This is a genomic window from Giesbergeria giesbergeri, from assembly GCF_054779375.1.
Map to the genome: position 1 here is coordinate 117,280 of NZ_BAAGYJ010000005.1, position 24,963 is coordinate 142,242.

27 protein-coding genes are annotated in these 24,963 nt (G+C 57.7%); 17 read left to right on the forward strand and 10 right to left on the reverse strand.

Annotated elements, in window-relative coordinates; genetic code table 11:
• Nucleotides 1-36 precede the first annotated feature (36 nt).
• Together ACYVB2_RS10430 and ACYVB2_RS10435 are read left to right on the forward strand one after the other, a co-directional pair.
• Nucleotides 37-1,044: a Bug family tripartite tricarboxylate transporter substrate binding protein gene (locus ACYVB2_RS10430; protein WP_382432351.1), complete on the forward strand. Its 1,008-nt coding sequence runs from the start codon at nucleotides 37-39 to the stop codon at nucleotides 1,042-1,044.
• A gap of 15 nt (nucleotides 1,045-1,059) precedes the next feature.
• Nucleotides 1,060-1,833 carry a Crp/Fnr family transcriptional regulator gene (locus ACYVB2_RS10435; protein ID WP_382432353.1) on the forward strand — a complete coding sequence of 258 codons (774 nt, stop codon included), beginning with the start codon at nucleotides 1,060-1,062 and terminating at the stop codon, nucleotides 1,831-1,833.
• 22 nt (nucleotides 1,834-1,855) lie between these two features.
• Here the strand turns inward: ACYVB2_RS10435 and ACYVB2_RS10440 are convergent, their stop codons facing one another.
• From ACYVB2_RS10440 to ACYVB2_RS10450, 3 genes are all read right to left on the reverse strand, one after another.
• Nucleotides 1,856-3,691, reverse strand: coding sequence for a putative bifunctional diguanylate cyclase/phosphodiesterase (locus ACYVB2_RS10440; RefSeq protein ID WP_382432355.1), 1,836 nt, complete (start codon nucleotides 3,689-3,691; stop codon nucleotides 1,856-1,858).
• A gap of 194 nt (nucleotides 3,692-3,885) precedes the next feature.
• Nucleotides 3,886-4,515 carry an SCO family protein gene (locus ACYVB2_RS10445; protein ID WP_382432357.1) on the reverse strand — a complete coding sequence of 210 codons (630 nt, stop codon included), beginning with the start codon at nucleotides 4,513-4,515 and terminating at the stop codon, nucleotides 3,886-3,888.
• A gap of 2 nt (nucleotides 4,516-4,517) precedes the next feature.
• Nucleotides 4,518-5,432, reverse strand: a complete 915-nt coding sequence (locus tag ACYVB2_RS10450; RefSeq protein ID WP_382432359.1) for a biotin synthase — start codon at nucleotides 5,430-5,432, stop codon at nucleotides 4,518-4,520.
• Between the two features lie 41 nt (nucleotides 5,433-5,473).
• Between ACYVB2_RS10450 and ACYVB2_RS10455 the strand changes: the two genes are divergently transcribed.
• The 12 genes from ACYVB2_RS10455 (at nucleotide 5,474) to ACYVB2_RS10510 (ending at nucleotide 14,382) form a co-directional block, all read left to right on the forward strand.
• Entirely contained in the window at nucleotides 5,474-6,190 is a 717-nt protein-coding gene (locus ACYVB2_RS10455; protein WP_382432361.1) for a ComF family protein, read from the forward strand.
• Nucleotides 6,191-6,222: 32 nt separating this feature from the next.
• Nucleotides 6,223-6,717, forward strand: coding sequence for a tRNA (uridine(34)/cytosine(34)/5-carboxymethylaminomethyluridine(34)-2'-O)-methyltransferase TrmL (gene trmL / locus ACYVB2_RS10460; RefSeq protein WP_382432363.1), 495 nt, complete (start codon nucleotides 6,223-6,225; stop codon nucleotides 6,715-6,717).
• Entirely contained in the window at nucleotides 6,704-7,342 is a 639-nt protein-coding gene (locus ACYVB2_RS10465) for a trimeric intracellular cation channel family protein (RefSeq protein WP_382432365.1), read from the forward strand. The genes trmL and ACYVB2_RS10465 overlap by 14 nt, the downstream gene beginning before the upstream one ends.
• 27 nt (nucleotides 7,343-7,369) lie before the next feature.
• Complete coding sequence (locus tag ACYVB2_RS10470; RefSeq protein WP_382432367.1) at nucleotides 7,370-7,804, forward strand: DUF1841 family protein; 435 nt, start codon at nucleotides 7,370-7,372, stop codon at nucleotides 7,802-7,804.
• 63 nt (nucleotides 7,805-7,867) lie between these two features.
• Nucleotides 7,868-8,788 (forward strand): ABC transporter ATP-binding protein, encoded by a 921-nt coding sequence (locus ACYVB2_RS10475; protein ID WP_382432369.1) that lies wholly within the window; start codon nucleotides 7,868-7,870, stop codon nucleotides 8,786-8,788.
• A complete protein-coding gene (locus ACYVB2_RS10480) occupies nucleotides 8,785-9,540 on the forward strand; it encodes an ABC transporter permease (RefSeq protein ID WP_382432371.1) in 756 nt (251 codons plus the stop codon). The genes ACYVB2_RS10475 and ACYVB2_RS10480 overlap by 4 nt, the downstream gene beginning before the upstream one ends.
• A gap of 9 nt (nucleotides 9,541-9,549) precedes the next feature.
• A complete protein-coding gene (locus ACYVB2_RS10485) occupies nucleotides 9,550-9,801 on the forward strand; it encodes a BolA family protein (RefSeq protein WP_382432373.1) in 252 nt (83 codons plus the stop codon).
• Nucleotides 9,802-9,811: 10 nt separating this feature from the next.
• Nucleotides 9,812-11,092: a UDP-N-acetylglucosamine 1-carboxyvinyltransferase gene (gene murA / locus ACYVB2_RS10490; protein WP_382432375.1), complete on the forward strand. Its 1,281-nt coding sequence runs from the start codon at nucleotides 9,812-9,814 to the stop codon at nucleotides 11,090-11,092.
• A gap of 3 nt (nucleotides 11,093-11,095) precedes the next feature.
• On the forward strand, nucleotides 11,096-11,761 hold the full coding sequence (gene hisG / locus ACYVB2_RS10495; RefSeq protein WP_382432377.1) for an ATP phosphoribosyltransferase: 666 nt from the start codon (nucleotides 11,096-11,098) through the stop codon (nucleotides 11,759-11,761).
• Nucleotides 11,762-11,823: 62 nt separating this feature from the next.
• The gene (locus tag ACYVB2_RS10500) at nucleotides 11,824-12,033 is read left to right on the forward strand and encodes a diguanylate cyclase domain-containing protein (RefSeq protein ID WP_382432379.1); all 210 of its coding nucleotides are present in this window, start codon (nucleotides 11,824-11,826) and stop codon (nucleotides 12,031-12,033) included.
• Nucleotides 12,034-12,059: 26 nt separating this feature from the next.
• A complete protein-coding gene (hisD, locus tag ACYVB2_RS10505) occupies nucleotides 12,060-13,397 on the forward strand; it encodes a histidinol dehydrogenase (RefSeq protein WP_382432381.1) in 1,338 nt (445 codons plus the stop codon).
• Between the two features lie 4 nt (nucleotides 13,398-13,401).
• Nucleotides 13,402-14,382: a nuclease-related domain-containing protein gene (locus ACYVB2_RS10510; RefSeq protein WP_382432383.1), complete on the forward strand. Its 981-nt coding sequence runs from the start codon at nucleotides 13,402-13,404 to the stop codon at nucleotides 14,380-14,382.
• A 100-nt stretch (nucleotides 14,383-14,482) separates the two neighbouring features.
• On the opposite strand, the gene hisC is transcribed toward ACYVB2_RS10510, so the two are convergent.
• Nucleotides 14,483-15,556, reverse strand: a complete 1,074-nt coding sequence (gene hisC / locus ACYVB2_RS10515; RefSeq protein WP_382432385.1) for a histidinol-phosphate transaminase — start codon at nucleotides 15,554-15,556, stop codon at nucleotides 14,483-14,485.
• 119 nt (nucleotides 15,557-15,675) lie between these two features.
• Here hisC and hisB point away from each other — a divergent pair, with 119 nt between their 5' ends.
• From hisB to hisA, 3 genes are all read left to right on the forward strand, one after another.
• Nucleotides 15,676-16,263, forward strand: coding sequence for an imidazoleglycerol-phosphate dehydratase HisB (gene hisB / locus ACYVB2_RS10520; RefSeq protein ID WP_382432387.1), 588 nt, complete (start codon nucleotides 15,676-15,678; stop codon nucleotides 16,261-16,263).
• A 52-nt stretch (nucleotides 16,264-16,315) separates the two neighbouring features.
• Nucleotides 16,316-16,984, forward strand: a complete 669-nt coding sequence (gene hisH / locus ACYVB2_RS10525; RefSeq protein ID WP_382432389.1) for an imidazole glycerol phosphate synthase subunit HisH — start codon at nucleotides 16,316-16,318, stop codon at nucleotides 16,982-16,984.
• A 92-nt stretch (nucleotides 16,985-17,076) separates the two neighbouring features.
• Nucleotides 17,077-17,820, forward strand: a complete 744-nt coding sequence (gene hisA, locus ACYVB2_RS10530) for a 1-(5-phosphoribosyl)-5-[(5-phosphoribosylamino)methylideneamino]imidazole-4-carboxamide isomerase (RefSeq protein WP_382432391.1) — start codon at nucleotides 17,077-17,079, stop codon at nucleotides 17,818-17,820.
• A 56-nt stretch (nucleotides 17,821-17,876) separates the two neighbouring features.
• Here hisA and ACYVB2_RS10535 read toward each other — a convergent pair whose 3' ends face one another.
• Genes ACYVB2_RS10535 through ACYVB2_RS10560 form a run of 6 tightly spaced genes read right to left on the reverse strand, consistent with a single transcriptional unit; the run spans nucleotide 17,877 to nucleotide 24,943 of the window.
• Nucleotides 17,877-19,043: a spherulation-specific family 4 protein gene (locus ACYVB2_RS10535; RefSeq protein ID WP_460536486.1), complete on the reverse strand. Its 1,167-nt coding sequence runs from the start codon at nucleotides 19,041-19,043 to the stop codon at nucleotides 17,877-17,879.
• 35 nt (nucleotides 19,044-19,078) lie between these two features.
• On the reverse strand, nucleotides 19,079-20,452 hold the full coding sequence (gene pelG, locus ACYVB2_RS10540; RefSeq protein ID WP_382432395.1) for an exopolysaccharide Pel transporter PelG: 1,374 nt from the start codon (nucleotides 20,450-20,452) through the stop codon (nucleotides 19,079-19,081).
• Nucleotides 20,452-21,999: a GT4 family glycosyltransferase PelF gene (gene pelF, locus ACYVB2_RS10545; protein ID WP_382432397.1), complete on the reverse strand. Its 1,548-nt coding sequence runs from the start codon at nucleotides 21,997-21,999 to the stop codon at nucleotides 20,452-20,454. Before pelF ends, pelG begins: the two co-directional genes overlap by 1 nt.
• A complete protein-coding gene (locus ACYVB2_RS10550) occupies nucleotides 21,996-23,015 on the reverse strand; it encodes a hypothetical protein (protein ID WP_382432399.1) in 1,020 nt (339 codons plus the stop codon). The genes pelF and ACYVB2_RS10550 overlap by 4 nt, the downstream gene beginning before the upstream one ends.
• Nucleotides 23,005-24,378 (reverse strand): PelD GGDEF domain-containing protein, encoded by a 1,374-nt coding sequence (locus ACYVB2_RS10555; RefSeq protein WP_460536491.1) that lies wholly within the window; start codon nucleotides 24,376-24,378, stop codon nucleotides 23,005-23,007. Before ACYVB2_RS10555 ends, ACYVB2_RS10550 begins: the two co-directional genes overlap by 11 nt.
• Before the next feature lie 13 nt (nucleotides 24,379-24,391).
• Nucleotides 24,392-24,943 (reverse strand): penicillin-binding protein activator LpoB, encoded by a 552-nt coding sequence (locus ACYVB2_RS10560; RefSeq protein WP_382432403.1) that lies wholly within the window; start codon nucleotides 24,941-24,943, stop codon nucleotides 24,392-24,394.
• Between the last annotated feature and the right edge of the window lie 20 nt (nucleotides 24,944-24,963).

Below are 24,963 nucleotides of genomic sequence, written 5' to 3' on the forward strand. Positions count from 1 at the left end.
GGGTCATAGGATCACAGCGATTGTTCAGGAGTTTTGATGCCCCCTTCCTCCTCGCGCCGCACGGCCCTGCTTTGGGCCTTGGCTGCTGTTGGCAGCAATGCCTGTCTGGCACAGCCCGTGGTGGCGGGCAGGGCGCTGGCTACGCCTGGATGGCCTACGCAACCTATCCGGTTGGTGGTGGGTTTTCCGGGGGGCTCTTCGCCCGATTTGGTCGCACGTACATTGGCAGAACCCCTTGCACAGGCTTTGGGCGTGCCAGTGGTGGTAGAAAACCGGGTGGGGGCTGGAGGCAACATCGCCGCCGAGGTGGTGGCCCGTGCCACCGACCACCACACGCTGGGAGTGATGATCAACGGCAACTTGACAATTGCACGGATGCTCAACCCCAAACTTGTTTACGACCCCCTCAAAGATTTGGCGCCTATCAGTTTGATCGGTACCGCCCCTTTGGTTTTGGCGGTGCCTGCCAAAGCACCGGGGAGTCAAACCCGTGATTTCTTGATAGCAGCTCGCCAAGCGGGGGATCGGTGGAGTTATGGCACGCCGGGGGTGGGCACAGTCGCCCACATTGGCATGGAGTTGCTCAAAGCCAAAACAGGCATGGCCCCAGTGCATGTGCCCTATCCTGGCAATCCTCAGGTCATCCAGGCGCTGGTGGGGGAGCAGTTGCAATTGGCCCTGCTGCCCCCAGCAATGGCAGCCGCCCAAGAGCGGGCAGGCAAGTTGCGCATTATGGGGGTGACATCTACTGGGCGTAGCACGTTGGTGCCCCATTACCCCAGTTTGTCCGAGGCGGGGGTGGCTGATTTCCATTTAGAAATATGGAATGCCGTGGCCTCCTCGCCAGCACTGCCGTTGCCAGTGCGAGAGCGGCTCTCAGTGCTGCTCAGCCAGATCGTACGCAATCCAGGGGTGCGCCAAAAATTGTTCCAACAGGGCTGGCAGGTTGCAGGCACCACCGCCGAAGGGCTGGCCCGACGCATTCAGGCTGACACCCAGCTGCTGGGGGGAGTGATTGCCACCCAGAGCATTCGGGCCGATTGAGCCAAGGAGCGTCCTTTGGCTGCTGCACCTTTGCCATTGCCAGCCCCCCCCCAAGGGGCCGTGTTGCGTGGCTTGGCGGTAGACGCAGCCGAGGGGCGGGCAGCCGATTGCGCACGCTGTGCCTGTCAGCGCCTGTGCCTGATGGGCAAGATGGCTCCAGAGGTGCGTCCGCATTGGCAGTCGTTGGTCACCGAGCGATCTTTTGCCAAGGGGAGCTATTTGCTGCGCCAGGGGGAGGCTCTGACGGTTTTTCGTATCGTCAAGGTGGGCACCACCATGTTGTTGCGCAGTTCAGAATACGGCATTGAACGGCCTGTGGGCCTGTGCGGTCATGGTCAAACGTTGGGTTCCACCATGTTGCTCGGTCAGCCTGCCATGTTGTCGTGCATTGCCATGTCACCCGTGCGGATCTGTGAAGTGCCCATTGCACCTTTGTTGGCGGGTGGCTTGGTCAACCAGACTTTTTTATGGGAATTGGCCGTGGCTTATGCACAGACCAATGCCCAAATGGCAGATTGGGCGCGTTTGGTACGCATTCCTACCGTGGCAGGTCAGGTGGCAGCGGCTTTGCTGCAATTGGCCACTTTGCAACGCAGCACCTTGGTGCGCCTGCCTAGCCAGAGCGCATTGGCGGCCTTGTTGGCCACCACGCGCGAGACGATTGCCCGCACCTTGCGCCAGTTGGAACTGGAAGATTGTTTGGTTCGCCGAGACCGCTGGCACTGCGAGATTCGGCGCGAGTTGCTGCTGGCCCGTTGTGGTGAAGGCCAAACGGCATTGCCGTCTTGACCTGTTGCACAACGGTGGCAGTTTAGGGTGTTGGGCAACTCGCCGCAGCGCACAGGGCGGCAAAGGACACAGGCGTGCCCATCCAGCGCGGCATTTCTTGGGCTGGAACGGCCTTGGCGTAGAGCCAGCCCTGCACGATGTCGCAGCCATAGCGGTGCAAACGGCGCAATTGATCGGGCGACTCGACTCCTTCGGCTACCACGGTCAGGCCCAACGTGTGTGAGAGATCAATGACTGCCCGCACCAGTGCGGCCTGATTGTCGCCTTGCAACATAGGCTCAATAAAGTCGCGTGCGATCTTGATGCGTGAGATGGGCAACTGTTGCACATAGGCCAGCGAAGAATGGCCCGTGCCAAAGTCGTCCAACGTCACGTTCAGGCCCAAGGATTTGACGCAGGCCAGTGACTGGCGGGCCAGCACTGGGTCGGCCATTGCCTCGGATTCGGTCAGTTCTAGCTCCAGCAGGTCGGGTGGGACACCGTGGCGCTGCAATACTTCTTGCAATTGCGAGCCCCAGTCGGGTTGCTGTAATTGCTGCATGGAGACATTGACGGCTACTCGCAGCGGAGTACCTGCCTGCTGCCAAGCCATGATTTGCCTGCACACAGTGTTGAGCACCCATTGCCCCAAGGGCAAGATCAGCCCCGTGGCTTCGGCCACCGGAATAAAACGTGACGGCGGCACTTCGCCCAGTGCGGGATCTGTCCAGCGCAGCAGGGCTTCAGCCCCCACCACCTCGCCACTGAAAACATCGACTTGTGGTTGGTAGTGCAAAGACAAACCGCCATAGGCCAGCGCCAGTTTCAGACGATCATGCAGCAATACCTTTTCTGCCATTTTCTCGCCCATGGGCGGGGTGTAGAGCGCATATTGTCCCCGACCCCGATCTTTGGAGTGGTACATGGCGATGTCGGCATAACGCATCAATGTTTCGGCATCGCTGGCATCGTGTGGGAACACGGCAATGCCCGCACTGGCACCGCAGTTGAGTTCAAAGCCCTGCACCCGAAATGGCTCTTGCAGCAGTTGCAGGAGTTTGGCGGCTGTGGTTTGGGCCTCTTGCACTTGGGTCAGGGCAGGTAGCAGCACGGTGAATTCATCACCACCCAAGCGCCCCACCACATCGCTGGCCCGCAAGACGCTTTTCAAGCGCCGCGCCACCTCAATCAGCACTTGGTCGCCAGCGGCGTGGCCGTAGCCATCATTGATGGCCTTGAAGTCGTCCAGATCCAGTAGCAACAAGGCAAACGGTTGATCTTCTTCCGCGCCCAACTGGATGGCCTGTTCTAATCGCTGGCCAAACTGCCAACGGTTGACGAGCCCGGTCAGGTTGTCATGTGCGGCTTGGTAGCAAGTTTGTGCTTCCAGGCGCTTGACTTCAGAGATGTCGCGCACAAAGGCCACTGCCGCACCACCATAGGCTTCTGAGTAGCCCAGTGCCACATCCACAGGAATCAGATTGTTGTCTTTGCGGTACAGCCACAGATCATGGCCCATGCCCATAGGACGGCGCGTGGGGTTCTGGAAGTAGCTGCGCATTTGTTGTGCATGCTTGGCACCAAGATGCGGCGCTAGCAACACGCTGACCGATAGCCCTATCAATTCGTCGGTGTGGTAGCCAGAGATGATTTCGATGGCCGGATTGGCCATGATGATGGTGCCCTCACGGTCGACCAACAAGATGCCATCGGGTGCTGCCTGCATGGCCACTTGTTCGAGCCAGCCACCAGGAACCTCACGCAAGCTATCGGCATAGACCAGCGGCGGACTGCTGCCGTGGTGGAAGGGGCAGCGGCGGGGGGCGACAGTGCCTTGGCTGTTGCTGTCGCGAAGCGCGGGAAGATCAAAAATATGCATCGATGCGGCTCCTGTTCTGTAACAAAAGCCCCTATCGGGTGCTTCTGCAATCAGCCCACTGGCCGTGTGGGAGGGTAGATACTGTCTTCACTCTAAGCAAGTTTGATGACAACACTATGGGGTAATCCCGTATCTCCGCACCGACGAAACTGCAATGTGATGCAGTTGGCAATTCGCGCTGTTTTTGTGTGGGCTTAATGGCTGGAAGTTGCCACGGGTTGCAGCAGCGCACGCACATCAGCGGCCAGTGCTTGGGCTCCGCTGCCATAACGGGCGTATACGCGCAGCTTGCCTGTGGGGTCGTAAATGTAACTGCCGGCCGAATGGTCTAATGTGTAGCTGGTAGGGGTGGGGCCATCTACTTTCTTGTAGTAGATCTTGAAATCTTTGGCTAAGGCTGGCAGTTGCTCTGGCGTTGGGCGCAGGGCCAGAAAGTGGGGGTCGAAGTTGGCCATGTAGGCTTTGAGCATCTCGGGTTGGTCACGCTCCGGATCGACACTGATGAAAATACCCTGCAACCGTTCACCATCGTTGCCCAACAATGCCTTGGCTTGGGCTAGCTCTTGTAGCGAGGTGGGGCAGACATCGGGGCACTGGGTGTAGCCAAAGAACACTACGACCGCTTTGCCACGAAAGTCTGACAACCGGCGCAATTGGCCTTGGTGGTCGGTCAGGGCAAAGTCGCGGGCGTAGTCGGCTCCAGAAATATCAACACCTCGGAAGGTCGGGCCTTCTTTGGAGCAGGCACTCAACATAGCACCTGCACTGATGACCAGCGTGGTAGCACCCAGCTGCCGTAGAAATTGTCTTTTGAGTATGGTCATGGTCAAGGTTGTGTGCTGCCCCGCAGCATGGCGCGCATGTCTTGCAAAGAGACTGCGCTTTCAGAGGCCACGCGTACGCGCGGAGTTGGTTTGAAAGCGTGGCCGTAAATGATTTCAAAAGTGAGCGCCAGCTGACCATTGTCACCCGGCGTGGCGAGGCGTTGGCTGATTTGCTCTAGCAGTTGCCCGTACCAATGGCGTCCGCGCAGGGCGGCAAAGCGTTGTGGGTGCAGGTTGCGCCCGAGTTCGCGCAACTCTTGCAGCAGGCGCTGCGGGCTGGAAAAAGTCAGGGTGATGCGTTCCATGTCCATCACCGGCTCGGCAAAGCCGGTATGTACCAGCATGTCACCCCAGTCGTGCATATCGGTGTATTGGTGGCTGGGGGCGGGCCAGCCCAGTGCCTCATAAAGGCTGCGCAGTTCTTTGAGCGTATCTGGCCCTAGGCAGGAAAACATCAGGTAGCCATCTACAGCCAAAGTGCGGTGCCACTGTGCCAACAGCTCTTGTGGCTGGCTGTGCATGTGCAGGGCCATATTGGCCCAAAGCATCTGCATGGTGCCATTGGGGGCCGGCCCAAATTGTGTGGCGCCGCCTTTCCAGCGGGCGGCGCTCCACCAAGCGGGGGAAAGGGTTGCTTTGGCAGTCGCTTGGCGTTCTGGCGCTGTCTCGGTGATATGGCACAGTGCATCTGGGTAGCGTTGGCGCAGCAGGGCATGGGCTTGCAGACCGCCGCGCACCGGGTCCCAGTGGCACCAACTGGTGGGCGCTTGGCGTATCCATTGCAGGCGGCCCTCCATGCGCCGGGCTACTTCTTCATGGAGCCAGGGTGAAGGGGAGGGGGCCATTTGGTGCCAGCGGGCGGCTGCCACGCAGTCCATGGTGGGTGGGGAGGTGCTTGGGGTAGAGGGCGATGACATGAAAAACAGAAAAAAGCAGCGCGTATATATTGGACACCATCATGACCAACCCATTGTTCGCCAAGGTTTCCACTGCATGGCATCGTTTGTTGGCAGGTGTTCCTAGCCAGTGTGAGGTGTGCCGTGCTTGGCCTGCGCAGCGTATCTGTGAGGACTGTGTAGCACGGTTTGCCAGACCTCGTTTGCGCTGCCGTACCTGTGCGCTGCCTGTGCCTGTTGGCGTAGTGCAATGCAGCCATTGTCTGCGTCAGCCCCCGCCGCTGGATGCCTGTGTGGCTGCAGTGGATTACGGCTTTCCGTGGGAGCATATTTTGGGTGCCTATAAATTTCATGGCGACCCAGGCTGGGCAGGCACTTTGGGGCAGTTGTTGCGCAGCACTCCGTGGGCAGAGCCTGTGCTCGAGGCCGCCGATCTGGTGCTGCCTTTGCCGCTGTCTCCGCAACGTTTGCGCCATCGGGGTTTTCATCAAACCTTGCTGTTGGCACAGGTGTTGGCTGCAGACAAGGTAGATGCCAAATTGTTGCTGCGTGTGCGCAATACGCCTGCGCAAAGTGGCTTAGGGCGGGCCCAACGGCTCGAAAATTTACAAGGCGCCTTTGCGCTGGCACCGGGCCGCTTGTCGGATGTGCGGGGGCGGCGTGTCGTCTTGTTGGACGACGTGATGACCACTGGCACCACGCTGCACACGGCGGCCACGGTGCTGCGCGAGGCTGGTGCAGAACATATCGCCGCTTTGGTTGTGGCACGGGCTGCCTGACGTCTTTGCCACACTGGCGGACAATACGGGCCATGTTCCATATCGTTTTGGTTGAACCTGAAATCCCGCCCAACACGGGTAATATCATCCGTCTTGCAGCCAACACAGGTTGTGCCTTGCATCTGATTGAGCCGTTGGGCTTTTCGATGGAAGACCGCCTGATGCGCCGCGCAGGGCTGGATTACCATGAATATGCCCAAGTGCTGCGCCATGCGGATTGGGCCGCCTTTGTGCAACAGACACAGCCTGATCCAGCCCGCATGTTTGCACTCACTACCCACGGCACGCAGCAGGTGCATGACGTGGCTTTTGCCCCTGGTGATTGGCTGGTGTTTGGCTCTGAAACCCGTGGTTTGGCCCCAGACTTGCGCGAGACTTTTGCACCTGCCCAGCGTTTACGTCTGCCGATGGTGCCGGGTCAGCGCAGCCTTAACCTGTCCAATGCGGTGGCCGTGACGGTGTTTGAGGCGTGGCGTCAGCATAGTTTTGCCCCTGTGGGCCTGAAAGCAAGCAATGGGCTGGTTTGAGACCCCTTTTGAGCTGTTGCGTTACCTGCTAGAGGTCGCCGCCACTATCGCTTTTGCCTTGTCCGGCGTCATCATGGCGGCGCGCAAGCGGCTCGATATCGTGGGCGTCTGTGTGGTCGCTTTTGTGGCAGCGTTTGGTGGTGGCACGCTGCGCGATTTATTGCTGGATCAGCGGCCCTTTTTCTGGGTGCGCCATGTGGGCTTTGTCTGGGGTATTTTGGCCCTGTGTGTGGCTGCCATGCTGTTTATGCGCCAACGCCACTTTCAGCCCACGGAGCGGGCCATGCTGTTGCCCGATGCTATCGGGCTGGGTCTGTTTGCTGCGGTAGGGGTGGATGTGGCCTGTGCCACGGATATGCCCGCGCTAGTGGCCGTGATGATGGGCGTGATTACGGGGGTGTTTGGTGGTGTGTTGCGCGACGTGTTGTGCAATGAAATCCCCCAAGCTTTCAACGACCACCGGCCCTATGCCCTGTGTGCTTTTATAGGTGGCTGGGCCGATATTGGCTTGCGTCAGTTGGATGCGCCAGCTTGGTTGACTCTGCTGGCCTGTGTGGTGGTCACTGCGGGTCTGCGTGGGGTGGCACTGTGGCGCAATTGGCAACTTCCGGTCTGGCGGGTTTGAGCTGCAACGCGTGCTACGCTTGCGGCCATGTTCAATCCCTCCCAAGCCGATGTGCGGCGGTTTTTCTGCGCTGCACATGCCAAAGCCCAAACCGGTGCCCCCATGGAAGCCATAGAAACCTTGGCCAGTCTGTGGATTGCTGAGCACCCCGAGTACCACACTGACTTGGCAAATGTGGATGCTGCGGTAGCCCGCAACTACGATAAAACCCCCGAGCAGACCAACCCGTTCTTGCATCTCTCGATGCACTTGTCCATCAGTGAGCAGTGCAGCATTGACCAGCCTCGAGGCATTCGTCAGGCGGTAGAGCTGTTGGCCAAACGGCTGGACTCGTTGCACGATGCCCACCATGCCGCTATGGAATGCCTAGGACAAATGCTGTGGGACAGCCAACGCTCAGGCCAACCGCCCGATGGTGATGCCTATGTGGCGGCGGTGCAGCGCCGCGCCACCCGCGACTGAGCAGGTGGCCCCAGCAGGGTAGCCTGCACGCTGATCAGGCTGGCCGTAAAATCGCCCGCTCCCATGCCTGCTATCTCCTTCCAATCGGTCTCTAAGACCTACACCACGGCCCAAGGGCCGTTCCATGCGCTCAACAACGTCAGTCTGGACATCCAAGAAGGCGAGTTTTTCGGCCTGCTTGGCCCCAACGGCGCCGGTAAAACCACCATGATCAGCATTTTGGCTGGTTTGGCCCGTGCCAGTAGTGGCCGGGTGTTGGTGCAAGGCAGCGATGTGCAAACCGACTACGCCGCAGCCCGGCGCAAGTTGGGCATCGTGCCACAAGAGCTGGTGTTCGACCCCTTTTTTAATGTGCGTGAGGCACTGCGCTTTCAGTCCGGTTATTTCGGCGTAACCCACAACGACGACTGGATTGACGAACTGTTAGAAAGCTTGGGCTTGACAGAAAAAGCCAATGCCAACATGCGCCAGCTCTCAGGCGGCATGAAGCGGCGTGTGCTGGTGGCCCAAGCCCTAGTCCACAAGCCGCCCATCATCGTGCTGGATGAACCCACCGCCGGGGTGGACGTGGAGTTGCGCCAAACCCTATGGCACTTTATTGCTCGCTTGAACAAAGAGGGCAACACCGTACTCCTGACCACGCACTATTTGGACGAGGCCGAAGCCCTGTGTGGCCGTATCGCCATGCTCAAGCGTGGGCAGGTGGTGGCGCTGGACGACACCTCCAAACTGCTGCAAGCGGTATCGGGTAATGTGCTGGTGTTCAAAACCGATGATGTGCTGCCACCCGCCTTGGCGGCCCAAGCACGCATCACGGGACGTGTGGTGCAGATGGTCGCCCACGATGCGGGGGATATTGAACGCCACTTGTCTGCCCTGCGCGAGGCCCAGGTGCAGGTGCAAGATGTAGAAATTCGCCGTGCCGATTTAGAGGATGTGTTCCTCAGCGTCATGGCCGCCCACACCCCCGGAGGTGCCGCATGACCGGCTGGCAAATGCTGTTTTACAAAGAGGTGCTGCGTTTCTGGAAAGTCAGTTTCCAGACGGTGGCAGCCCCGGTGCTCACTGCCGCCCTATACCTGCTGATTTTTGGTCATGTGATGCAAGACCATGTTAAGGTGTACGACCGAATTGACTACGCCAGCTTTTTGGTGCCGGGTTTGGTGATGATGAGTGTGCTGCAAAACGCCTTTGCCAACAGCTCGTCGAGCTTGGTGCAAAGCAAAATCATGGGCAACGTGGTGTTTTTGTTGCTCACCCCGTTGTCGCATTGGGCATGGTTTGTGGCTTATGTGGGGTCGTCCGTGGTGCGTGGCTTGGTGGTGGGCGTGGGCGTGTTTTTGGTCACGCTGGGTTTTGCCACACCAGAGTTTGCGGCACCGTTGTGGATTGCTGTGTTTGCCGTGTTGGGGGCAGCGTTGTTGGGCACCTTGGGCCTGATTGCCGGGCTGTGGGCCGACAAATTTGACCAGATGGCCGCCTTCCAGAACTTTGTCATCATGCCCATGACTTTTTTGTCGGGTGTGTTTTATTCCATTCACTCGCTGCCACCGTTTTGGCAGCAGGTGAGCCACCTCAACCCGTTTTTCTACATGATTGATGGTTTTCGCTATGGCTTCTTTGGTCAGAGCGATGCCTCGCCCTGGCTGAGTTTGGGCATTGTCGGCGTGGCCTGGTTGGCCGTGAGTGCGCTGGCCCTGCACCTGCTGCGCACAGGATACAAAATTCGCAACTGAGATTTTTCAATGACTGCCGATCAACTCCAGCAACTGATTAGCGCGGGCCTGTCCTGCCAGCACCTGAGCGTCGAGGGCGATGGCCGCCACTGGTACGCCACCATTGTTTCGCCCGAATTTGAGGGCAAGCGGGCCATTGCCCGCCACCAGCGCGTGTATGCCACGCTGGGCAGCAAGCTGCAAACGGACGAGGTACATGCCTTGTCCATGAAAACCTACACCCCTGCCGAGTGGGCTGCCCAATCGGAATCGGGCACCTGAGATTTTGACCATGCACAAACTCCTGATTCGCGGTGGTCGCCCCTTAGAGGGCGAAGTGGTGGTCTCTGGCGCTAAAAATGCCGCCCTGCCTGAGCTGTGTGCTGCTTTGCTCACCGCAGAGCCGGTACAACTCAATAACGTGCCGCATCTGCAAGATGTAGCCACCATGCTCAAGCTGATTCGCAACATGGGCGTGACGGCCCAGCGCGATCACCACGGTGGCGTACACATTGATGCTGGTGCGCTGTCCAACCCCGAGGCTCCTTACGAATTGGTCAAAACCATGCGCGCCTCGGTGCTGGCGCTGGGGCCATTGCTGGCGCGTTTTGGCCGGGCTACCGTGTCTTTGCCCGGTGGTTGCGCCATTGGCTCGCGCCCCGTCGATCAGCATATCAAGGGCTTGCAGGCGATGGGGGCTGAGATTGTGGTCGAGCATGGCTACATGATTGCCCGCTTGCCCGAAGGCCGCACCCGCCTCAAGGGCGCACGCATCACCACCGATATGGTGACCGTCACTGGCACCGAAAACTTCCTCATGGCCGCCACGCTGGCCGAGGGCGAGACGGTGCTGGAAAACGCAGCCCAAGAGCCTGAAATTGTCGATTTGGCTGAGATGCTGATCGCCATGGGAGCCCAAATTGAAGGCCACGGCAGCAGCCGCATTCGCATCCAAGGGGTAGAGCATTTGCATGGCTGCACCCACCAGGTGGTGGCCGACCGCATTGAGGCTGGTACCTTTTTGTGCGCCGTGGCCGCCGCTGGTGGCGATGTGGTGTTGCGCCATGCCCGCCCCGATCATTTGGATGCTGTCACCGACAAATTGCGCGATGCTGGGGTGGATGTACAGGCCGCGCCGGGGGGCATCCGCGTGCGCAGCCCAGGTGCTGCCCACCTGAAGGCGCAGGGCTTTCGCACCACCGAGTATCCGGGCTTTCCCACCGATATGCAGGCGCAGTTTATGGCGCTCAATTGTGTGGCCCAAGGCACGGCCACCGTTACCGAAACCATTTTTGAAAACCGCTTCATGCACGTCAATGAGCTGTTGCGGTTGGGGGCGCACATCCAAATTGATGGCCGTACCGCCGTCATTGAGGGGCTGGGCCACAGTGGTCAGCGTTTGTCTGGGGCTACGGTGATGGCGACCGATCTGCGGGCATCGGCCAGCTTGGTGATTGCCGCCCTGGTGGCTGAAGGCGAAACCTTGGTAGACCGCATCTACCACCTTGACCGTGGCTACGACTGCATGGAAGCCAAACTGCGCGGCTTGGGTGCCGACATAGAAAGAATTTGACCGATGATTACCCTTGCCCTGTCCAAAGGCCGCATTTTTGATGAAACCCTGCCTTTGTTGGCCGCCGCTGGCATCGAGGTGCTTGAAGATCCAGAAAAATCGCGCAAGCTGATTTTGCCCACCAACCAGCCCGATGTGCGCGTCGTCATGGTGCGCGCCAGCGATGTGCCCACCTATGTGCAGTATGGTGGTGCCGATATGGGCGTATGTGGCAAAGATACCCTGATAGAACACAGCGCCGAATGGGGCGGTGCCGGGCGCTCGGGCCTGTACCAGCCGCTGGACTTGCGCATTGCCCAATGCCGTGTCAGCGTGGCGGTGCGTGCGGGTTTTGACTATGCCCAAGCCGTCAAAAAAGGCTCACGCCTGAAGGTAGCCACCAAATACACCGCCATTGCCCGCGAGTTTTTCGCTAGCAAGGGTGTGCATGTGGATTTGATCAAGCTCTATGGCAGCATGGAGCTGGCCCCGCTCACGGGCATGGCCGATGCTATCGTCGATTTGGTCTCTACCGGCAACACCCTCAAGGCCAACCATTTGGTCGAGGTTGAGCGCATCATGGACATCAGCTCGCATTTGGTGGTTAACCAAGCGGCCCTCAAACTCAAAATGGCGCCACTGCGGCGCATTATTGACATTTTTGCTGCGGCCATTCCAGCAAAAGACTGAGTTACAAAAAAGGCACAACCTTACAATAATTTTCTCCCCATTGAGAAATTTTATGGAAGGCCGTGCCATGCCTAACAAGCAACAACTGCTCGACATCATTGGTATCCAGTCAACTACTGCGAGCCAGCATTGGTGCTGCTTATTTTCCAGACGATGGCAAGGACTTGGAGACTCTGATGGAAATCGCTGATCAGCGGATGTATGCTGTGAAGAAAGAACACCATCAGCGGCAAAAGCCCGTGGTGCCTCGCCAAGATACTTGCACCGCCTAAAACGGCCCTGACAGGAAGATTGCCCCATGAAAGCCACACCCGCCCGCCTGCATACCAGCAGCGATTCGTTTGATGCTGATTTTGCCGCTCGCCTGCATTGGTCTGCCGATACCGATGCCGCTATTGAGCAGCGGGTGGCCGACATCTTGGCCGATGTGCGTCAAGGGGGTGATGCGGCAGTGCTCGAATACACGCAGCGTTTTGACAGCGTGTCTGCCACCAGCATGGCCGAGTTGGAACTGTGCCAAGCAGAACTCAAGGCCGCTTTTGACGCTTTGCCCGAGGCGCAACGCCAAGCCCTGCAGCAGGCTGCTGTCCGTGTGCGTCGCTATCACGAGGCACAAAAAAAAGCCAGTGGTGAAAGCTGGAGCTACCGTGACGAAGACGGAACCCTGTTGGGCCAAAAAGTGACGCCGCTAGACCGCGTGGGCATTTATGTGCCCGGCGGTAAAGCCTCCTACCCTTCCAGTGTGCTGATGAATGCCATTCCAGCCCATGTGGCAGGCGTGGCTGAGATCATCATGGTCGTGCCTACCCCCCGTGGCGAAAAAAATCCGCTGGTGTTGGCAGCCGCCTATGTGGCGGGCGTCACGCGGGCTTTTACGATTGGAGGTGCTCAGGCAGTGGCGGCCTTGGCCTATGGCACCGAGACTGTGCCTAAGGTGGACAAAATCACTGGCCCTGGCAATGCTTATGTGGCCAGTGCCAAAAAGCACGTCTTTGGCACCGTAGGCATTGACATGATTGCTGGCCCCAGCGAAATCTTGGTGTTGGCTGATGGCACCACCCCGCCCGATTGGGTGGCGATGGACTTGTTTAGCCAAGCCGAGCACGACGAGCTGGCCCAATCCATTTTGCTAAGCCCCGATGCCGCCTATTTGGATGCTGTGCAAGAAGCGATTGATCGCCTGCTGCCCACCATGCCACGGGCTGAGATCATCGCCAAGAGCCTGAATGGCCGTGGTGCGCTCATCCACACACGCAGTATGGAAGAAGCCTGTGCCATCAGTAACCAAATTGCGCCAGAGCATTTAGAAGTCTCTAGCCGCGAGCCGCACCGTTGGGAGCCATTGCTCAAACACGCTGGGGCGATTTTTCTGGGTGCCTACACCAGCGAGAGCCTAGGCGACTATTGTGCTGGCCCCAACCATGTGTTGCCCACTTCGGGCACGGCACGGTTCAGCTCGCCCTTGGGCGTGTATGACTTTCAAAAGCGTAGCAGTCTGATTGAAGTCAGCGAGCAAGGGGCGCAAACCTTGGGCCAGATTGCCTCGGTGATGGCGCATGGTGAAGGTTTGCAGGCCCATGCCCGTGCCGCCGAGTTGCGGCTCATCGGCAACTGCGAGCAGTACACAAAAGACTAAGCGTATGCTCATCAAGTCGGCAGATGACAAAAGTCGGCGTATTGCCTTATTGGAGTCTTTACTGCAAGCCCCACAGTTGAGCAGTGAGCAAAAAACCTGGTTGCAGCACGAGGTCAAAAATGTGCGTTATGGTGTGCAAGGTGAGCGTGATGCAGCACACTACATTGACAACCATTTTGCAGATGCCCCCAACCACGCCGTGATTCATGATTTGCGTGTGGTGCATGAGGGCGAGGTGGCACAAATCGACCATCTGGTCATTTCTCGTGGCTTTGTCTTTTATTTGCTAGAAACCAAAAATTTCAGTGGCAATTTACAGATCAACGAGTTTGGTGAATTCACAGTGAATTATGGGCCAGATAGGGCGTTTGGCATCCCATCACCACTGGAGCAAAGTCGTCGCCACGAAAACGTATTGACCAAGGTGTTAGAGCAGTTGGGCATTACTGGGCGTGTGCAGAGAAAACCAGACTTTCGGCACGTAGTGCTAATTCATCCCAAGTGCACCATCCAGCGTCCAGATGCCAAAAAATATGACACCAGTAGTGTCATCAAAGCGGATCAGTTTGCTAGTTGGCATAAAGAGCACGTCGAGAAAGATACTTCTACTTTCCAAGTGCTAGGCTCAATATTTAACCTGCGCAGCGCCGATACGGTGCGTCAATGGGCAGAAAAATTAGCCAGCCTGCACTCTCCGCCCGATTTACTGGCCTTGCCTGAATTTCTGCAATCCCGTGCTGCGGCCCCTATCACACCTCCCGCTGTCGCTCGTGTGTCGACCCCAGCACATCATCCAGCTGCACCAGTTGCACCAACCCCGACTCTTGTAAGCGGTAGTGATGATGGCACTGCCCTGAAAAAGCGCTGTATCTGTGCAACCTGTGCTGCAAAGATCAGTTATGCAGAAGCCAAATTTTGCTGGAACAATCCCCGGCGTTTTGGCGGTCTTCAGTACTGTAGAGAACATCAGGGTGCATTTGTTTAATGGATAAGGAAGCGCGTTGTCATCCACCCCGAGGTCTACGCCATGAAAAAAGCCGCACCAAGCTGCAGCTTTTTTCTGGATGGGGTGGCTGTGGTTGGCTTTAGCCTGCCAATATCTCGCCCAAGGCTTGAACCAACAGAGCACATTGTGCGTCAGTGCCCACAGTGATGCGCAAAAATTGATCGATGCGGGGCTGTTTGAAATGGCGCACGATGATGGCGCGCTGGCGCAGTGCGGCTGCCAGTGCGGCTGCATCTTGCTGTGGGTGGCGGGCAAAGATAAAGTTGGCTGCTGAAGGCAGCACTTCAAAGCCCAAGGCGGCCAAATCGGTCACCAATTGCTCGCGCGTGGCAATGACCTTGCGGCAGCTGTCCTGAAAGTAGTCTTCGTCTGCCACCGAGGCCACGGCACCGGCCAAGGCCAGCCGATCGAGTGGATAGGAGTTGAAGCTATTTTTGACCCGCTCCAGCCCTTCAATCAGCGCCGGGTGGCCCACGGCAAAACCTACCCGCAGCCCAGCCAAAGAGCGGCTCTTGGAGAAGGTATGCACCACCAGCACATTGGGGTATTGGTTGACCAGCGCGATAGCACTCTCGCCACCAAAATCAACATAGGCCTCATCGACCAAGACCACGGCAGCGGGGTTGCCCGCCACAATGCGTTCAATCTCGGCCAAGGCCAACAGCCGACCTGTGGGGGCATTGGGGTTGGGGAAAATGATGGCCCCAGCTTTCTCGTCACCTTGGGGTAGGTAGTCTTCAGCGCGAATAGCGTAATCTTCGGTCAGTGGAATGGCTTTGTGTGCCACACCATACAAGCCGCAATACACTGGGTAAAAACTGTAAGTAATATCCGGAAACCACAACGGGCGTTCTTGGTCTAGCAGGGCCATGAAGGCATGTGCCAGCACTTCGTCAGAGCCATTGCCGACAAAAATATGTGCTGGTTGCACTCCGTGGCGCTGGGCCAAGGCCGCTTTAAGGGCATCGGCATTGGGGTCGGGGTACAGGCGCAGGCTGTCATTGGTGGCGCTGCGAATGGCCTCTAAGGCGCGTGGCGAGGGGCCATAGGGATGCTCGTTGGTATTGAGTTTGACCAAATTGTCAATTTTGGGCTGTTCGCCCGGAACGTAAGGGGTCAGGCCGTGAACAACGGCACTCCAGAAACGGCTCATGCGGTGGCTTCCCAAGGATGGGCGGCAGCGTTGCAACAGACAGAGACAGGGGCTGCCGCTGAGGCGCTGGATGCTATCATGCCCAGCTTTCCACCACCCTTGAACGAGTGCCCCACGACATGCGTCAAGCCGACGTTACCCGCCATACGCTGGAAACCCAAATCACTGTGCGCCTCAATCTGGACGGCACAGGCCAATCGCAGCTGCACAGCGGCATTGGTTTTCTTGATCACATGCTCGAACAGATCGCCCGCCACGGCCTGATTGATCTTGACATCCAGTGTCAAGGCGATCTGCATATCGACGGCCACCATACCGTCGAAGATATTGGCATCACGCTGGGGCAGGCTTTTGCCCAAGCCGTGGGCGATAAAAAAGGCATCCGCCGCTACGGCCATGCCTATGTGCCACTGGACGAAGCCCTGAGCCGTGTGGTGGTCGATTTTTCCGGCCGCCCTGGCCTGCACATGGATGTGCAGTTCACCAGTGGATCTTTAGGCCAACTGGATACGCAATTGGTGTTTGAGTTTTTCCAAGGGTTTGTCAATCATGCAGGCGTCACGCTGCACATTGACAACCTCAAGGGCGTTAATGCCCACCACCAATGTGAAACCATCTTCAAGGCTTTTGCGCGGGCTTTGCGGGCTGCGCTAGAGCTGGACCCGCGCGCAGCAGGTACCATTCCCTCTACCAAGGGTTCCTTGTGATGATTGCAGACCAGATGCGCCGCCATGGTGGGTCTGCAATGCACTGACAGTTATGAATACAGAAGCAAAAATAGTCGCCGTGGTTGATTACGGCATGGGCAATCTGCGCTCGGTGTCTCAAGCAGTGCAAGCAGCAGCCCAAGACAGTGGTTGGACGGTACAGGTCACGTCCAACCCCGAGCAGGTGCGTGCCGCCCAGCGCGTGGTGCTGCCCGGTCAGGGGGCCATGCCCGACTGCATGCGCGAACTGGCCCAATCGGGCCTGCGCGATTCGGTGCTCGAGGCTGCTGCTAGCAAACCGCTGTTTGGCGTTTGTGTGGGTATGCAGATGTTGCTTGATCACAGTGCCGAAGGAGACACCCCTGGCTTGGCACTCATTCCGGGTGAAGTGGTGAAGTTTGACTTACAGGGTTGCAACCAAGCCGATGGCAGCCGCTATAAGGTGCCACAAATGGGCTGGAACCAAGTGCGCCAAGTTTGCCACGGTGGCACCGTGCACCCAGTTTGGGCAGGGGTGCCAGACAATAGCTATTTTTATTTTGTCCATAGCTTTTATGCCCGGCCACAGAACCCCGAGCATTGCGCTGGCGAAACTGATTACGGTGGCTGGTTTGCGGCAGCCATCGCGCGCGATAATATTTTTGCCACGCAGTTTCATCCTGAGAAAAGCGCCGATCAGGGTTTGCGGCTCTATCGCAACTTTCTGCACTGGAACCCCTAAGCCCGGCCGGTACCTCGTTCTAGGGTACCGCCGCATTTTTCCTTCCGTCTGGGTCATTGCTGTGATGGCCCCTTTTTCTTGTCAAACCCACCATGTTGCTCATCCCTGCCATCGACCTCAAAGACGGCCACTGCGTACGCCTGAAACAAGGCGATATGGATCAATCCACCACCTTCGGTGAAGACCCGGCTGCAATGGCCCGCCGTTGGGTCAATGCGGGCGCACGGCGCCTGCATTTGGTCGACTTGAACGGCGCCTTTGCGGGCAAGCCGCAAAATCTGGCAGCTATCAAGTCCATCCTGCGTGAGGTAGGCGATGACATTCCAGTGCAACTGGGCGGTGGTATTCGCGACCTCGACACCATTGAGCGTTGCATTGATGGCGGTTTGCGCTATGTCATTATCGGCACTGCCGCTGTGAAAAATCCTGGTTTTCTCAAAGATGCCTGCACCGCCTTTGGTGGTCACATCATCGTTGGTTTAGATGCCAAAGATGGCAAGGTAGCCACCGATGGCTGGAGCAAGTTGACGGGCCACAACGTCACCGATCTGGCTAAGAAGTTTGAGGATTGGGGTGTAGAGTCCATCATTTATACCGATATTGGTCGTGATGGCATGCTCTCGGGTATCAATGTCGAGGCCACCGTCAAGTTGGCCCAAGCGGTGACGATTCCAGTGATTGCCTCGGGTGGTTTGGGCAGTATGGCCGACATCGAGGCGCTGTGTGCCGTTGAAGACGAAGGCGTGCAAGGGGTAATTTGTGGCCGTGCCATTTACTCCGGCGACCTGAATTTCGAGGCCGCGCAGGCCCGCGCTGACGAACTCAGCCCCGCCTAAAGGCGCTACACCCAACGCTGTATCAGTGCTTGGGTGTTAGACAAAGCACACCACACTCAACAACTCGGCAGTGGTTGGCCCTGGTTCAGGGCTTGCACGCTGTCGAGCAGCTCTGTCCAGTAACTGGGCAGACTCGCCCAAGGGTTGCCGGTGTTGGTGGCATAGTCGTATGGCCGGTGGGTGACATACACCAGACCGCTGTTGGTCTGTGTGGACGCTGCAGTGCGCAAGGCCGTTTGCATGGCCGTGCAACTGCTGGCGGAATGCAGGAGCGTACCTTGCCGATTGTTGCTCAGTGTGTAGAGCCAGCCACCCTTTTTGCGTGGGTCGTAATGGGCGAAATCTGCTGCTGTGCCCTCAAACGTAATCAGGGCATCGCTCACGCCAGCCATGTCGGTGGCCGGTATGGTACCGGGGTTGCCAACCACGCGCAGGCTAGGATCTTTGGCCTTGATGTAATGGTAGACCTGTCGGTAAAAGTCCAGCGTGGAGCTTTGGCCGCTCATTTCATCCAGAAAAATACCGCTGATGAGGTCGCGTCCATACAGTTCTAGGTAACGGTCGATGTTGGTCTGCACATCAGACAATGAGCGCACACCCGTACCGTAACTGGTATGCACATAGCCCAGCAACTGCCCCCCCGCATGGACAAAATTGCCTGCGGCTTCCACATAGCGGCGATCAGCGGTACTGAAAATCCCATTGTTGGGGTTGAGAATGGCCGTGACCTTCAGGCCAGGGTGCGCTGCCACACTAGAGGCCAGCAGCGTCCAGCCTGAACCCGTAGAGGGGTAGAAGTAAGCGGGCACCAGTACTTCCAGGGGGGCGGGTGTATGGCGCAAATAAAAGGATTTTGTATTGCCTGTGCGCACACCCGCCACTTCGGCTTCGGCCCGCAGTGTGTGGGGGCCTGGCACCGTGCCCCATAAAGCACTATGGGCCTGCCCGTTGCGGGTGGAGGCCGTGGCCGGTGCGAATAAACCGGCAGAACTGCTGAAATGCACAGGGGTGTCATCGGGCGCAGTCAGCGTATTCACCGCCACGGTGGCCTCTACGCTCAGTGGTGTTTGCAGTTCGAACACGGGCGAATCACCGCTGGGGGCGGTGATCTCCACCACCACATTGGGGGCAATGTCTGAGCCCCCGCCGCAGGCGCTTGTTAGCAAGACCACGCAAAGCGCAGCGGTCGTGCGTTGCAGAGCAAAGAATCGCGGCATGGTCATGGTCTGTGGGCCCCAAAATGAAACAGATCCGTATGCTACTGGAGCATGAAAGTCTGATACTCCAAACGGTTAAGCTGGCGTGTGAGCAAGATCAGGCCAGTCAGGAGGCTGATCAACATAGCCAGCGTGAAACCATAGCCGTATAGTGCAGCACCGTAGTATTGGCTGACGGCTGTGAACACAATATTGAGCAAGACCATTTGCCCGCACAGCAGCAGCACAATTCGACGCTGGTCTAGGTAGAAAAAGACGTTCAGCACCGCCATCAGCCCCACTTGCAAGCCAGCTCCCACCACCTGCACATACAACAGTGGCAGATACAGCAGCGAAATACCCAAGGCATCCAGAACGACGGGGCCAGCCACAAAGGTTACCAGTACTGCCAAAGTCTGGGTTTTGGCAATTTCTACCAAACCCTGTTGGATAGAGTAGACCATTTCATCGTGCATGGACTCGATGTATTCCAGTGAGCCACCCCCCCGCACAGCATCGTAGAACTTGTCGTAAAACTCGACAAAATCTGTCTCGATGCGCACCAAAAAGACGGCCATGCCTGGAATGATGGACAGGTATGACAAAAACACTGGCAAATCGTAGATCAGGGAAGCGCGCAAGCCGCCAATGACTTGTTGGGAGGTTGGCTCAAAGTACCAAAACATCAGCTTATCGACCCAGATGCCGAAGTTGTACAAAAAACCTACCGCCACCAAAGACAGATACCGCAGCTCATGCCGTGCAAAGTCAAAGGCAATCAGTTGTCCAGAAGGATTGAAGTCGCGCACAATGAACAGCCACATACCCGCCAGCAGCACCAGATTGCCCAACACAAAGCCCCCCAGCAGCCCCTCCAGCCCCCAAGGCCGCATGAGCAAAGAGGCCAACACAATCAGGGTGTAAGCCACGGCAAACAGCAGCGTAATGGCTTTGTAGTGCTTCATGCCTGAGAGCAAAACCGTTAGCACCCAGACGGCACACATGATGGCAAACCCCGCCAACATCAGCAATCGATAGAGCAGACGCTCGCTAGGCAAAAGCAGAAACAGGGCCACCGTACCCAGCACACAGGCGGCGCCCACCACCAGCAGCAGCAAGCCATGCAAATTGGGCAAGATCAGTTCTTGGCGTTTTTCAAACAGCCGATCCGACACAAAGCGGGTAAATGCCAATTGCACCAGCCCCGTCAGCACCAAACTCGATGCCACCAGATAGGTCACAGAAGTCTGGAATTGCGTGACCAAAAAAGACGGCACGACAACGGTGGCACTGAAAATACCCACCAGCAAGATGCCCACAATGGAGAACACCCAAGGGCCAGAACCGATCACACCGGCATAGGCATAGGCTTGCGCCAAGCCCAGCAAAGTGTTTTTGCGCAACAAGCGCCGCAGTTCAAATCCAATGCCCGCCATCAACGTGCTCCTTTGGGGTCTTGCAACGCCTGTTCGTACACTTTGCGGTAGCGGTCAAACATCATCGTATCGGTGTAATAGCGTTCTACCCTGGCAATGGCTGCTGCACTGGCCCGTGCCCATGCGGGGGTGTCGGTGAGCAAGGCAATCGCCGCATCGGCCAAGGCTTGTGGGTCGGCAATGTTCACTACCACCCCACTGTGGCCGAGGGCACGATCCTCCTCGTCCAAGCCCTCAATCAATTGACGGCAGGAGCCTACATCGGTGGAAACGGTGGGCACGCCTGCGGCATAGCCTTCCAGAATCACCAGGGGCAGTGCCTCGCTGATAGAGGAGAGCACTACCAGCCCAATTTGCGGCATCAGGGCTTCCACTTTTTGAAAACCAAGAAACTTCACTTGGGCTTGCAGGCCGAGGCTTTGCACCAGGTTTTCGCACTCTTGGGCGTAGCTAGGATCTTCTTCGGTGGGGCCAGCAATCCACCCTTGGGCTTGGGGCAGTTGGTTGACCACTCGGCGCATGGCGCGAATAAAGGTTTTGACATCCTTGATGGGCACCACGCGCCCAATCAGACACAGCACAGGCGGTGGGGTGGCAGGCCGCTGTGAGCGCAACGGGGCAAAACGCCCCAAATTGATGCCATTGGGGATATTGAAGGTGCGTTCTGGTTTGGCTCCGTCGTGGATTTGGCGTAGACGGTTGGCTTCATACAGGGCAATGATGGGGTTGGAGGCCTCGTAGCAGTAGCGTCCCATCCACTCGAAAAAGCGAATCCACATTTGGCGAAAATAGGACAGCTCGGTGGGATCGCGTTGAAAGACATTGCGGTTGTCGCGAATCCACTCGCTCTTGAGCAGGTCAATTTGGCGCTCTTTGGTGTAAATGCCATGTTCAGACAAAATCAAGGGCAGGCCGCGGCGCTGGCGCAGCATGGCCCCTAAACAGCCTGCATAACCTGTGGAGGCACTGTGCAGCACCCTCACCGGAATCAACTGGTGGGCAATGCGTGCCAACAGCCACAGGGGCTGAAACATGATGCGCACCGTCCAGAAATAATCCACAAACGATGGGTCGGTGCAATAGCGCCGATAGGTGTCGCACAGTAGCTGCCAAGAGCGTTCGCTGTACAAAAAATCGTCCAGTTGCAGTTTGCCACCGGGCATGATTTCGCGCACCAGATGGCGCAACAGCCCCAGGGTGAGATCCCGCTGCGCCTCTCCTTGGCGCAGCGAATTCACGAGCGCACTCATCATCTCAAAGGCCAATGGGCTGCCCCGTCGGGCAGCGGGCAAGCCCGGTGCTACCAGATCGTCGTACAGGTAGTGCTCTTCAAAATGCACCACATTGGCGGGCAACTCGTACCGAAAGCCTTTGTAGTCGCTGCGGCGGCTACCCAGAAACACAATCGCGTAACGGTATTCCGGATAGGCCCGGATGATTTGATTGATCCAGCTCGATACGCCTCCACTCACATACGGAAAGGTGCCCTCTAGCAGCAGGGCGATGTCGGCACTTTGGGCTTTGGGTGGTTTGTGCGGTGTGTTCATCCGCCTGTTTTCCAGTAATCGATGATGGGCCGCAGCCGGGGTACAGAGTCTGCTGCGTCCAATTGCTGGATCAACAGGTAGGTGCGCACAATGTCGCGGCGTTCAAAGCTCAGTTCTGCTTGGTAGGGCAGTACCCGTGTGGCGGGCAGTCCCAATTTGACGGAGCGTTGATAGGCCAAGGCAGCCTCATCGAAGCGGCGCAGCGAGTGCAGCAATCGCCCTTTGCGCAACCACAACGGTGCATTCTGGGGTTGTATTTTTAACACCTCATCGCAGTAGTGCAGGGATTGTGCAATCGCGTAGTCGCGCAGATCACCTTGGGCCAAGTCTTGGTAGATGAATTCCCAATACAGATCAGACAGGTGCTGCACGGCTTTGAGGGTTCGGGGGCCGGGGCGGGCGGTGCCCTCTCTGGCGCGAGCAGTGCGCAGGGCTTGGAGTTCTTCGTCCACCGCCCGGCTGATGCGCTGTTCTAGGCCATCGAGCATGCCATAGGCGAGCAAGCGTAAATCTTCACTGGGGTCGTTGAGCACATTGCGCAGCAAAGGCGAAGCCACCCGGCCAGAGACATGTTGTAATGAGACCATCGCCCGCATCCGTGAAGTCATGGGTACATCCCGGTTGCCCAGAAAAGAGCCAAGACCTGTCTGCCGAAAGGCGCCGGTAATGCGCTGGTGTTGGTCAAACTCGGGCAATTGCAGAGACTCAAACATGGCCACGGTTTGCGCAGGACGGTGGTAGCGCAACACCAAGGCAGCTGCCAAAACGCCAACAAAACCCACCAGCGGTACGGCATAACTGCACAGTACCATCAAGCTCAACATGGCTGTGCGCGGTTGGGCCTGCTCTTTGGGTAGCAAAGGCAGTGCAAACAGTGCCAACAGGGTGCTGGCCCCTGCATGCAGCAACAAATAACTGGCCAATGCTGTATCGGAGTGACCATGCAGCAGCACCGGGCCGCTCCAGGCCGACAGCTCCATGATGACCGCCGAGAATCCAAGCTTGCTATTGAGCATCGGCAATCTCGTGCAGGCGCTGCAATGGTCCCAGAGGTGGCGTTTGGCTCAGCGGAAGTTGGTGCGGAAAAATCCCTGCATCGGCCAGCGAAATACTTTCTTTTTGATGAATCCAGTTCTCTAAGCGGGCCAGAAAACCTTCTGCCGTTGCACTGTCACCCAAAGGCATCAGCACGGCCAGCAAAGCACGGCGCTCGCCTTGAATCAGCCAGGTCTCGTCCATCAGGCGGCGCAGGCGCAGCAATTGTTGTGGCAGGTCGCGTTCAATCGCCGTAGGGGTGAACTCTAGTGCCACCACCATGCTGGGAACCCCAGTCGTTTGGTGCATGTGCCATAGGCGTTGCATTTCAAAGGCAAATTCAGCTGGACAGTCTGGCCAGTGCTGCAACAAGGGTTGTGCCAATGCCTGGGTAGACAGGCCATCGGTGTAGTAGCCCAGCAGCAGGTTGATGGTTTGTAAATTCTCTTCTTGCAACGCAAAAAAAGGCATGTCGTCGACCAGCAAGAGCCCATAGATATCGCCGCCCAGATCGAGCAGGGGGGCCGCCATCAGATACTGGCTCTGTTGCTTGAGGGCCAGCGTCTGCACCACATGGCACAGCTTGTGCGTTTCCAGTGCTTGGCGCACCAAGGGATCGTTGTTATCCAAGGTGATGGGCGCACCCATACTGGACAGGGGTTGTGTGTCGAGCTGATCCCCATCCACACGGTATAAGGCGGCCGCACCAATCTGGCAGTATTGCGACAACAGGCGCAGCAGGGTTTGGGCGTCAGACTCCATGCTGCCCAGTCCCCGCAGGGTTTTGAGGGCATCGCGCATCGACATGGGGCGGCCTATCAATTCATGTTCCAGCCGGTCATGAGACAGACGCAACAGGTAATACTGCCGGATCAGGTGCTCCATCCGTTGGTGCAGATAGTGTTGCACGCTCTCGGCCCGTCGGGTACGTGCTACCCACAGACTGGAGAACTCACCCACCAACATGACCAGAATCAGCCCCCCCAGAAAAAACACCTGTGGAAACGGCTCATCTTGCCCGTGGTGTAGCAGCAACCAGCCTGCCAACAATACACTGGCAGAGAGCAAACCCGCCAAGGGGCCATAACGCAGCGCGACGATCATTGGAGCCAGCCAGGCCCAATGAAAATCGGCATGTACCCACAAGGGGTCTTGGGGGTTCAGCCACCAGCCCAGCGCCAGCGTCAGTGCCGGCAGCAACACGGCTTCCAGCAACACGATCCAGGGGCGTATCCCTGTGGGCGCCAACTTGCCTAAGGGCGAGCCGGTAAAGCTGGCCCCAGTGATAGCTCTGGGTTGTGCCGAGGTTTCTGGGGGACGGACGTTGCCACTAGCACTAGACATGACCAGGGATAAGTCAACGGACTGTGGTCAGGCCGGCACGCAGCAGTTCACGGATCAATTTTTGGGCCACCGAGGACAAAGCCTCGCGGCTCCAGCCGCTTTTGCCACCGGTACCACTCCACAAGGTTTCGCCGGTGCTCACGTCCACAATTTGCAAGGTGACGCCAGCGGCGGGTTCACCATCTACCCCCACTTTGTAGCGCCATTCGTCTACAGCGCCCGTGAGGGCATAGCGCACATTTTGTTCCCGTGCCCAAGCCAGTGCCTCCTCTTGCCGTTTGGTTTCGGCCCCTTCAAACAGGGCTTCGGATTGCGCATGGCCTGGGTAACGTTTGACGGTGCCAATGTTCTGGGCCTGTAGCAGTGCTTGGGCAATGGCCTCTGCCCGATTGCCTGCCAGGGGGGTTTCTGTATGGTTGGCAAACGGCAGTACTACCCATTGGGCATCGCGCTCCAAGGTGGGTGCTTTGCCGTGGTCTACCGTGGAGCAAGCCGCCAATGTGGTCAGCAGCACTGTGCCAATCAGCCATTGAAAGATGCGCAGGAGAAAAGACGGGTGGATCATGATGCCTTGTGCAGAGATAA

Bases quoted from the DNA above. Each gene is read 5' to 3' on its own strand.
- hisD (WP_382432381.1), top strand. From the start codon at position 12,060: ATGAAAGCCACACCCGCCCGCCTGCATACCAGCAGCGATTCGTTTGAT.
- ACYVB2_RS10535 (WP_460536486.1), bottom strand. From the start codon at position 19,043: ATGACCATGCCGCGATTCTTTGCTCTGCAACGCACGACCGCTGCGCTT.
- ACYVB2_RS10470 (WP_382432367.1), top strand. From the start codon at position 7,370: ATGTTCAATCCCTCCCAAGCCGATGTGCGGCGGTTTTTCTGCGCTGCA.
- ACYVB2_RS10475 (WP_382432369.1), top strand. From the start codon at position 7,868: ATGCCTGCTATCTCCTTCCAATCGGTCTCTAAGACCTACACCACGGCC.
- ACYVB2_RS10480 (WP_382432371.1), top strand. From the start codon at position 8,785: ATGACCGGCTGGCAAATGCTGTTTTACAAAGAGGTGCTGCGTTTCTGG.
- ACYVB2_RS10550 (WP_382432399.1), bottom strand. From the start codon at position 23,015: ATGCTCAATAGCAAGCTTGGATTCTCGGCGGTCATCATGGAGCTGTCG.
- hisA (WP_382432391.1), top strand. From the start codon at position 17,077: ATGTTGCTCATCCCTGCCATCGACCTCAAAGACGGCCACTGCGTACGC.
- ACYVB2_RS10445 (WP_382432357.1), bottom strand. From the start codon at position 4,515: ATGACCATACTCAAAAGACAATTTCTACGGCAGCTGGGTGCTACCACG.
- ACYVB2_RS10555 (WP_460536491.1), bottom strand. From the start codon at position 24,378: ATGTCTAGTGCTAGTGGCAACGTCCGTCCCCCAGAAACCTCGGCACAA.
- ACYVB2_RS10510 (WP_382432383.1), top strand. From the start codon at position 13,402: ATGCTCATCAAGTCGGCAGATGACAAAAGTCGGCGTATTGCCTTATTG.
- trmL (WP_382432363.1), top strand. From the start codon at position 6,223: ATGTTCCATATCGTTTTGGTTGAACCTGAAATCCCGCCCAACACGGGT.
- murA (WP_382432375.1), top strand. From the start codon at position 9,812: ATGCACAAACTCCTGATTCGCGGTGGTCGCCCCTTAGAGGGCGAAGTG.
- pelF (WP_382432397.1), bottom strand. From the start codon at position 21,999: ATGAACACACCGCACAAACCACCCAAAGCCCAAAGTGCCGACATCGCC.
- ACYVB2_RS10560 (WP_382432403.1), bottom strand. From the start codon at position 24,943: ATGATCCACCCGTCTTTTCTCCTGCGCATCTTTCAATGGCTGATTGGC.
- ACYVB2_RS10440 (WP_382432355.1), bottom strand. From the start codon at position 3,691: ATGCATATTTTTGATCTTCCCGCGCTTCGCGACAGCAACAGCCAAGGC.
- hisC (WP_382432385.1), bottom strand. From the start codon at position 15,556: ATGAGCCGTTTCTGGAGTGCCGTTGTTCACGGCCTGACCCCTTACGTT.
- hisG (WP_382432377.1), top strand. From the start codon at position 11,096: ATGATTACCCTTGCCCTGTCCAAAGGCCGCATTTTTGATGAAACCCTG.
- pelG (WP_382432395.1), bottom strand. From the start codon at position 20,452: ATGGCGGGCATTGGATTTGAACTGCGGCGCTTGTTGCGCAAAAACACT.
- ACYVB2_RS10465 (WP_382432365.1), top strand. From the start codon at position 6,704: ATGGGCTGGTTTGAGACCCCTTTTGAGCTGTTGCGTTACCTGCTAGAG.
- ACYVB2_RS10430 (WP_382432351.1), top strand. From the start codon at position 37: ATGCCCCCTTCCTCCTCGCGCCGCACGGCCCTGCTTTGGGCCTTGGCT.
- hisB (WP_382432387.1), top strand. From the start codon at position 15,676: ATGCGTCAAGCCGACGTTACCCGCCATACGCTGGAAACCCAAATCACT.
- ACYVB2_RS10455 (WP_382432361.1), top strand. From the start codon at position 5,474: ATGACCAACCCATTGTTCGCCAAGGTTTCCACTGCATGGCATCGTTTG.
- hisH (WP_382432389.1), top strand. From the start codon at position 16,316: ATGAATACAGAAGCAAAAATAGTCGCCGTGGTTGATTACGGCATGGGC.
- ACYVB2_RS10485 (WP_382432373.1), top strand. From the start codon at position 9,550: ATGACTGCCGATCAACTCCAGCAACTGATTAGCGCGGGCCTGTCCTGC.
- ACYVB2_RS10450 (WP_382432359.1), bottom strand. From the start codon at position 5,432: ATGTCATCGCCCTCTACCCCAAGCACCTCCCCACCCACCATGGACTGC.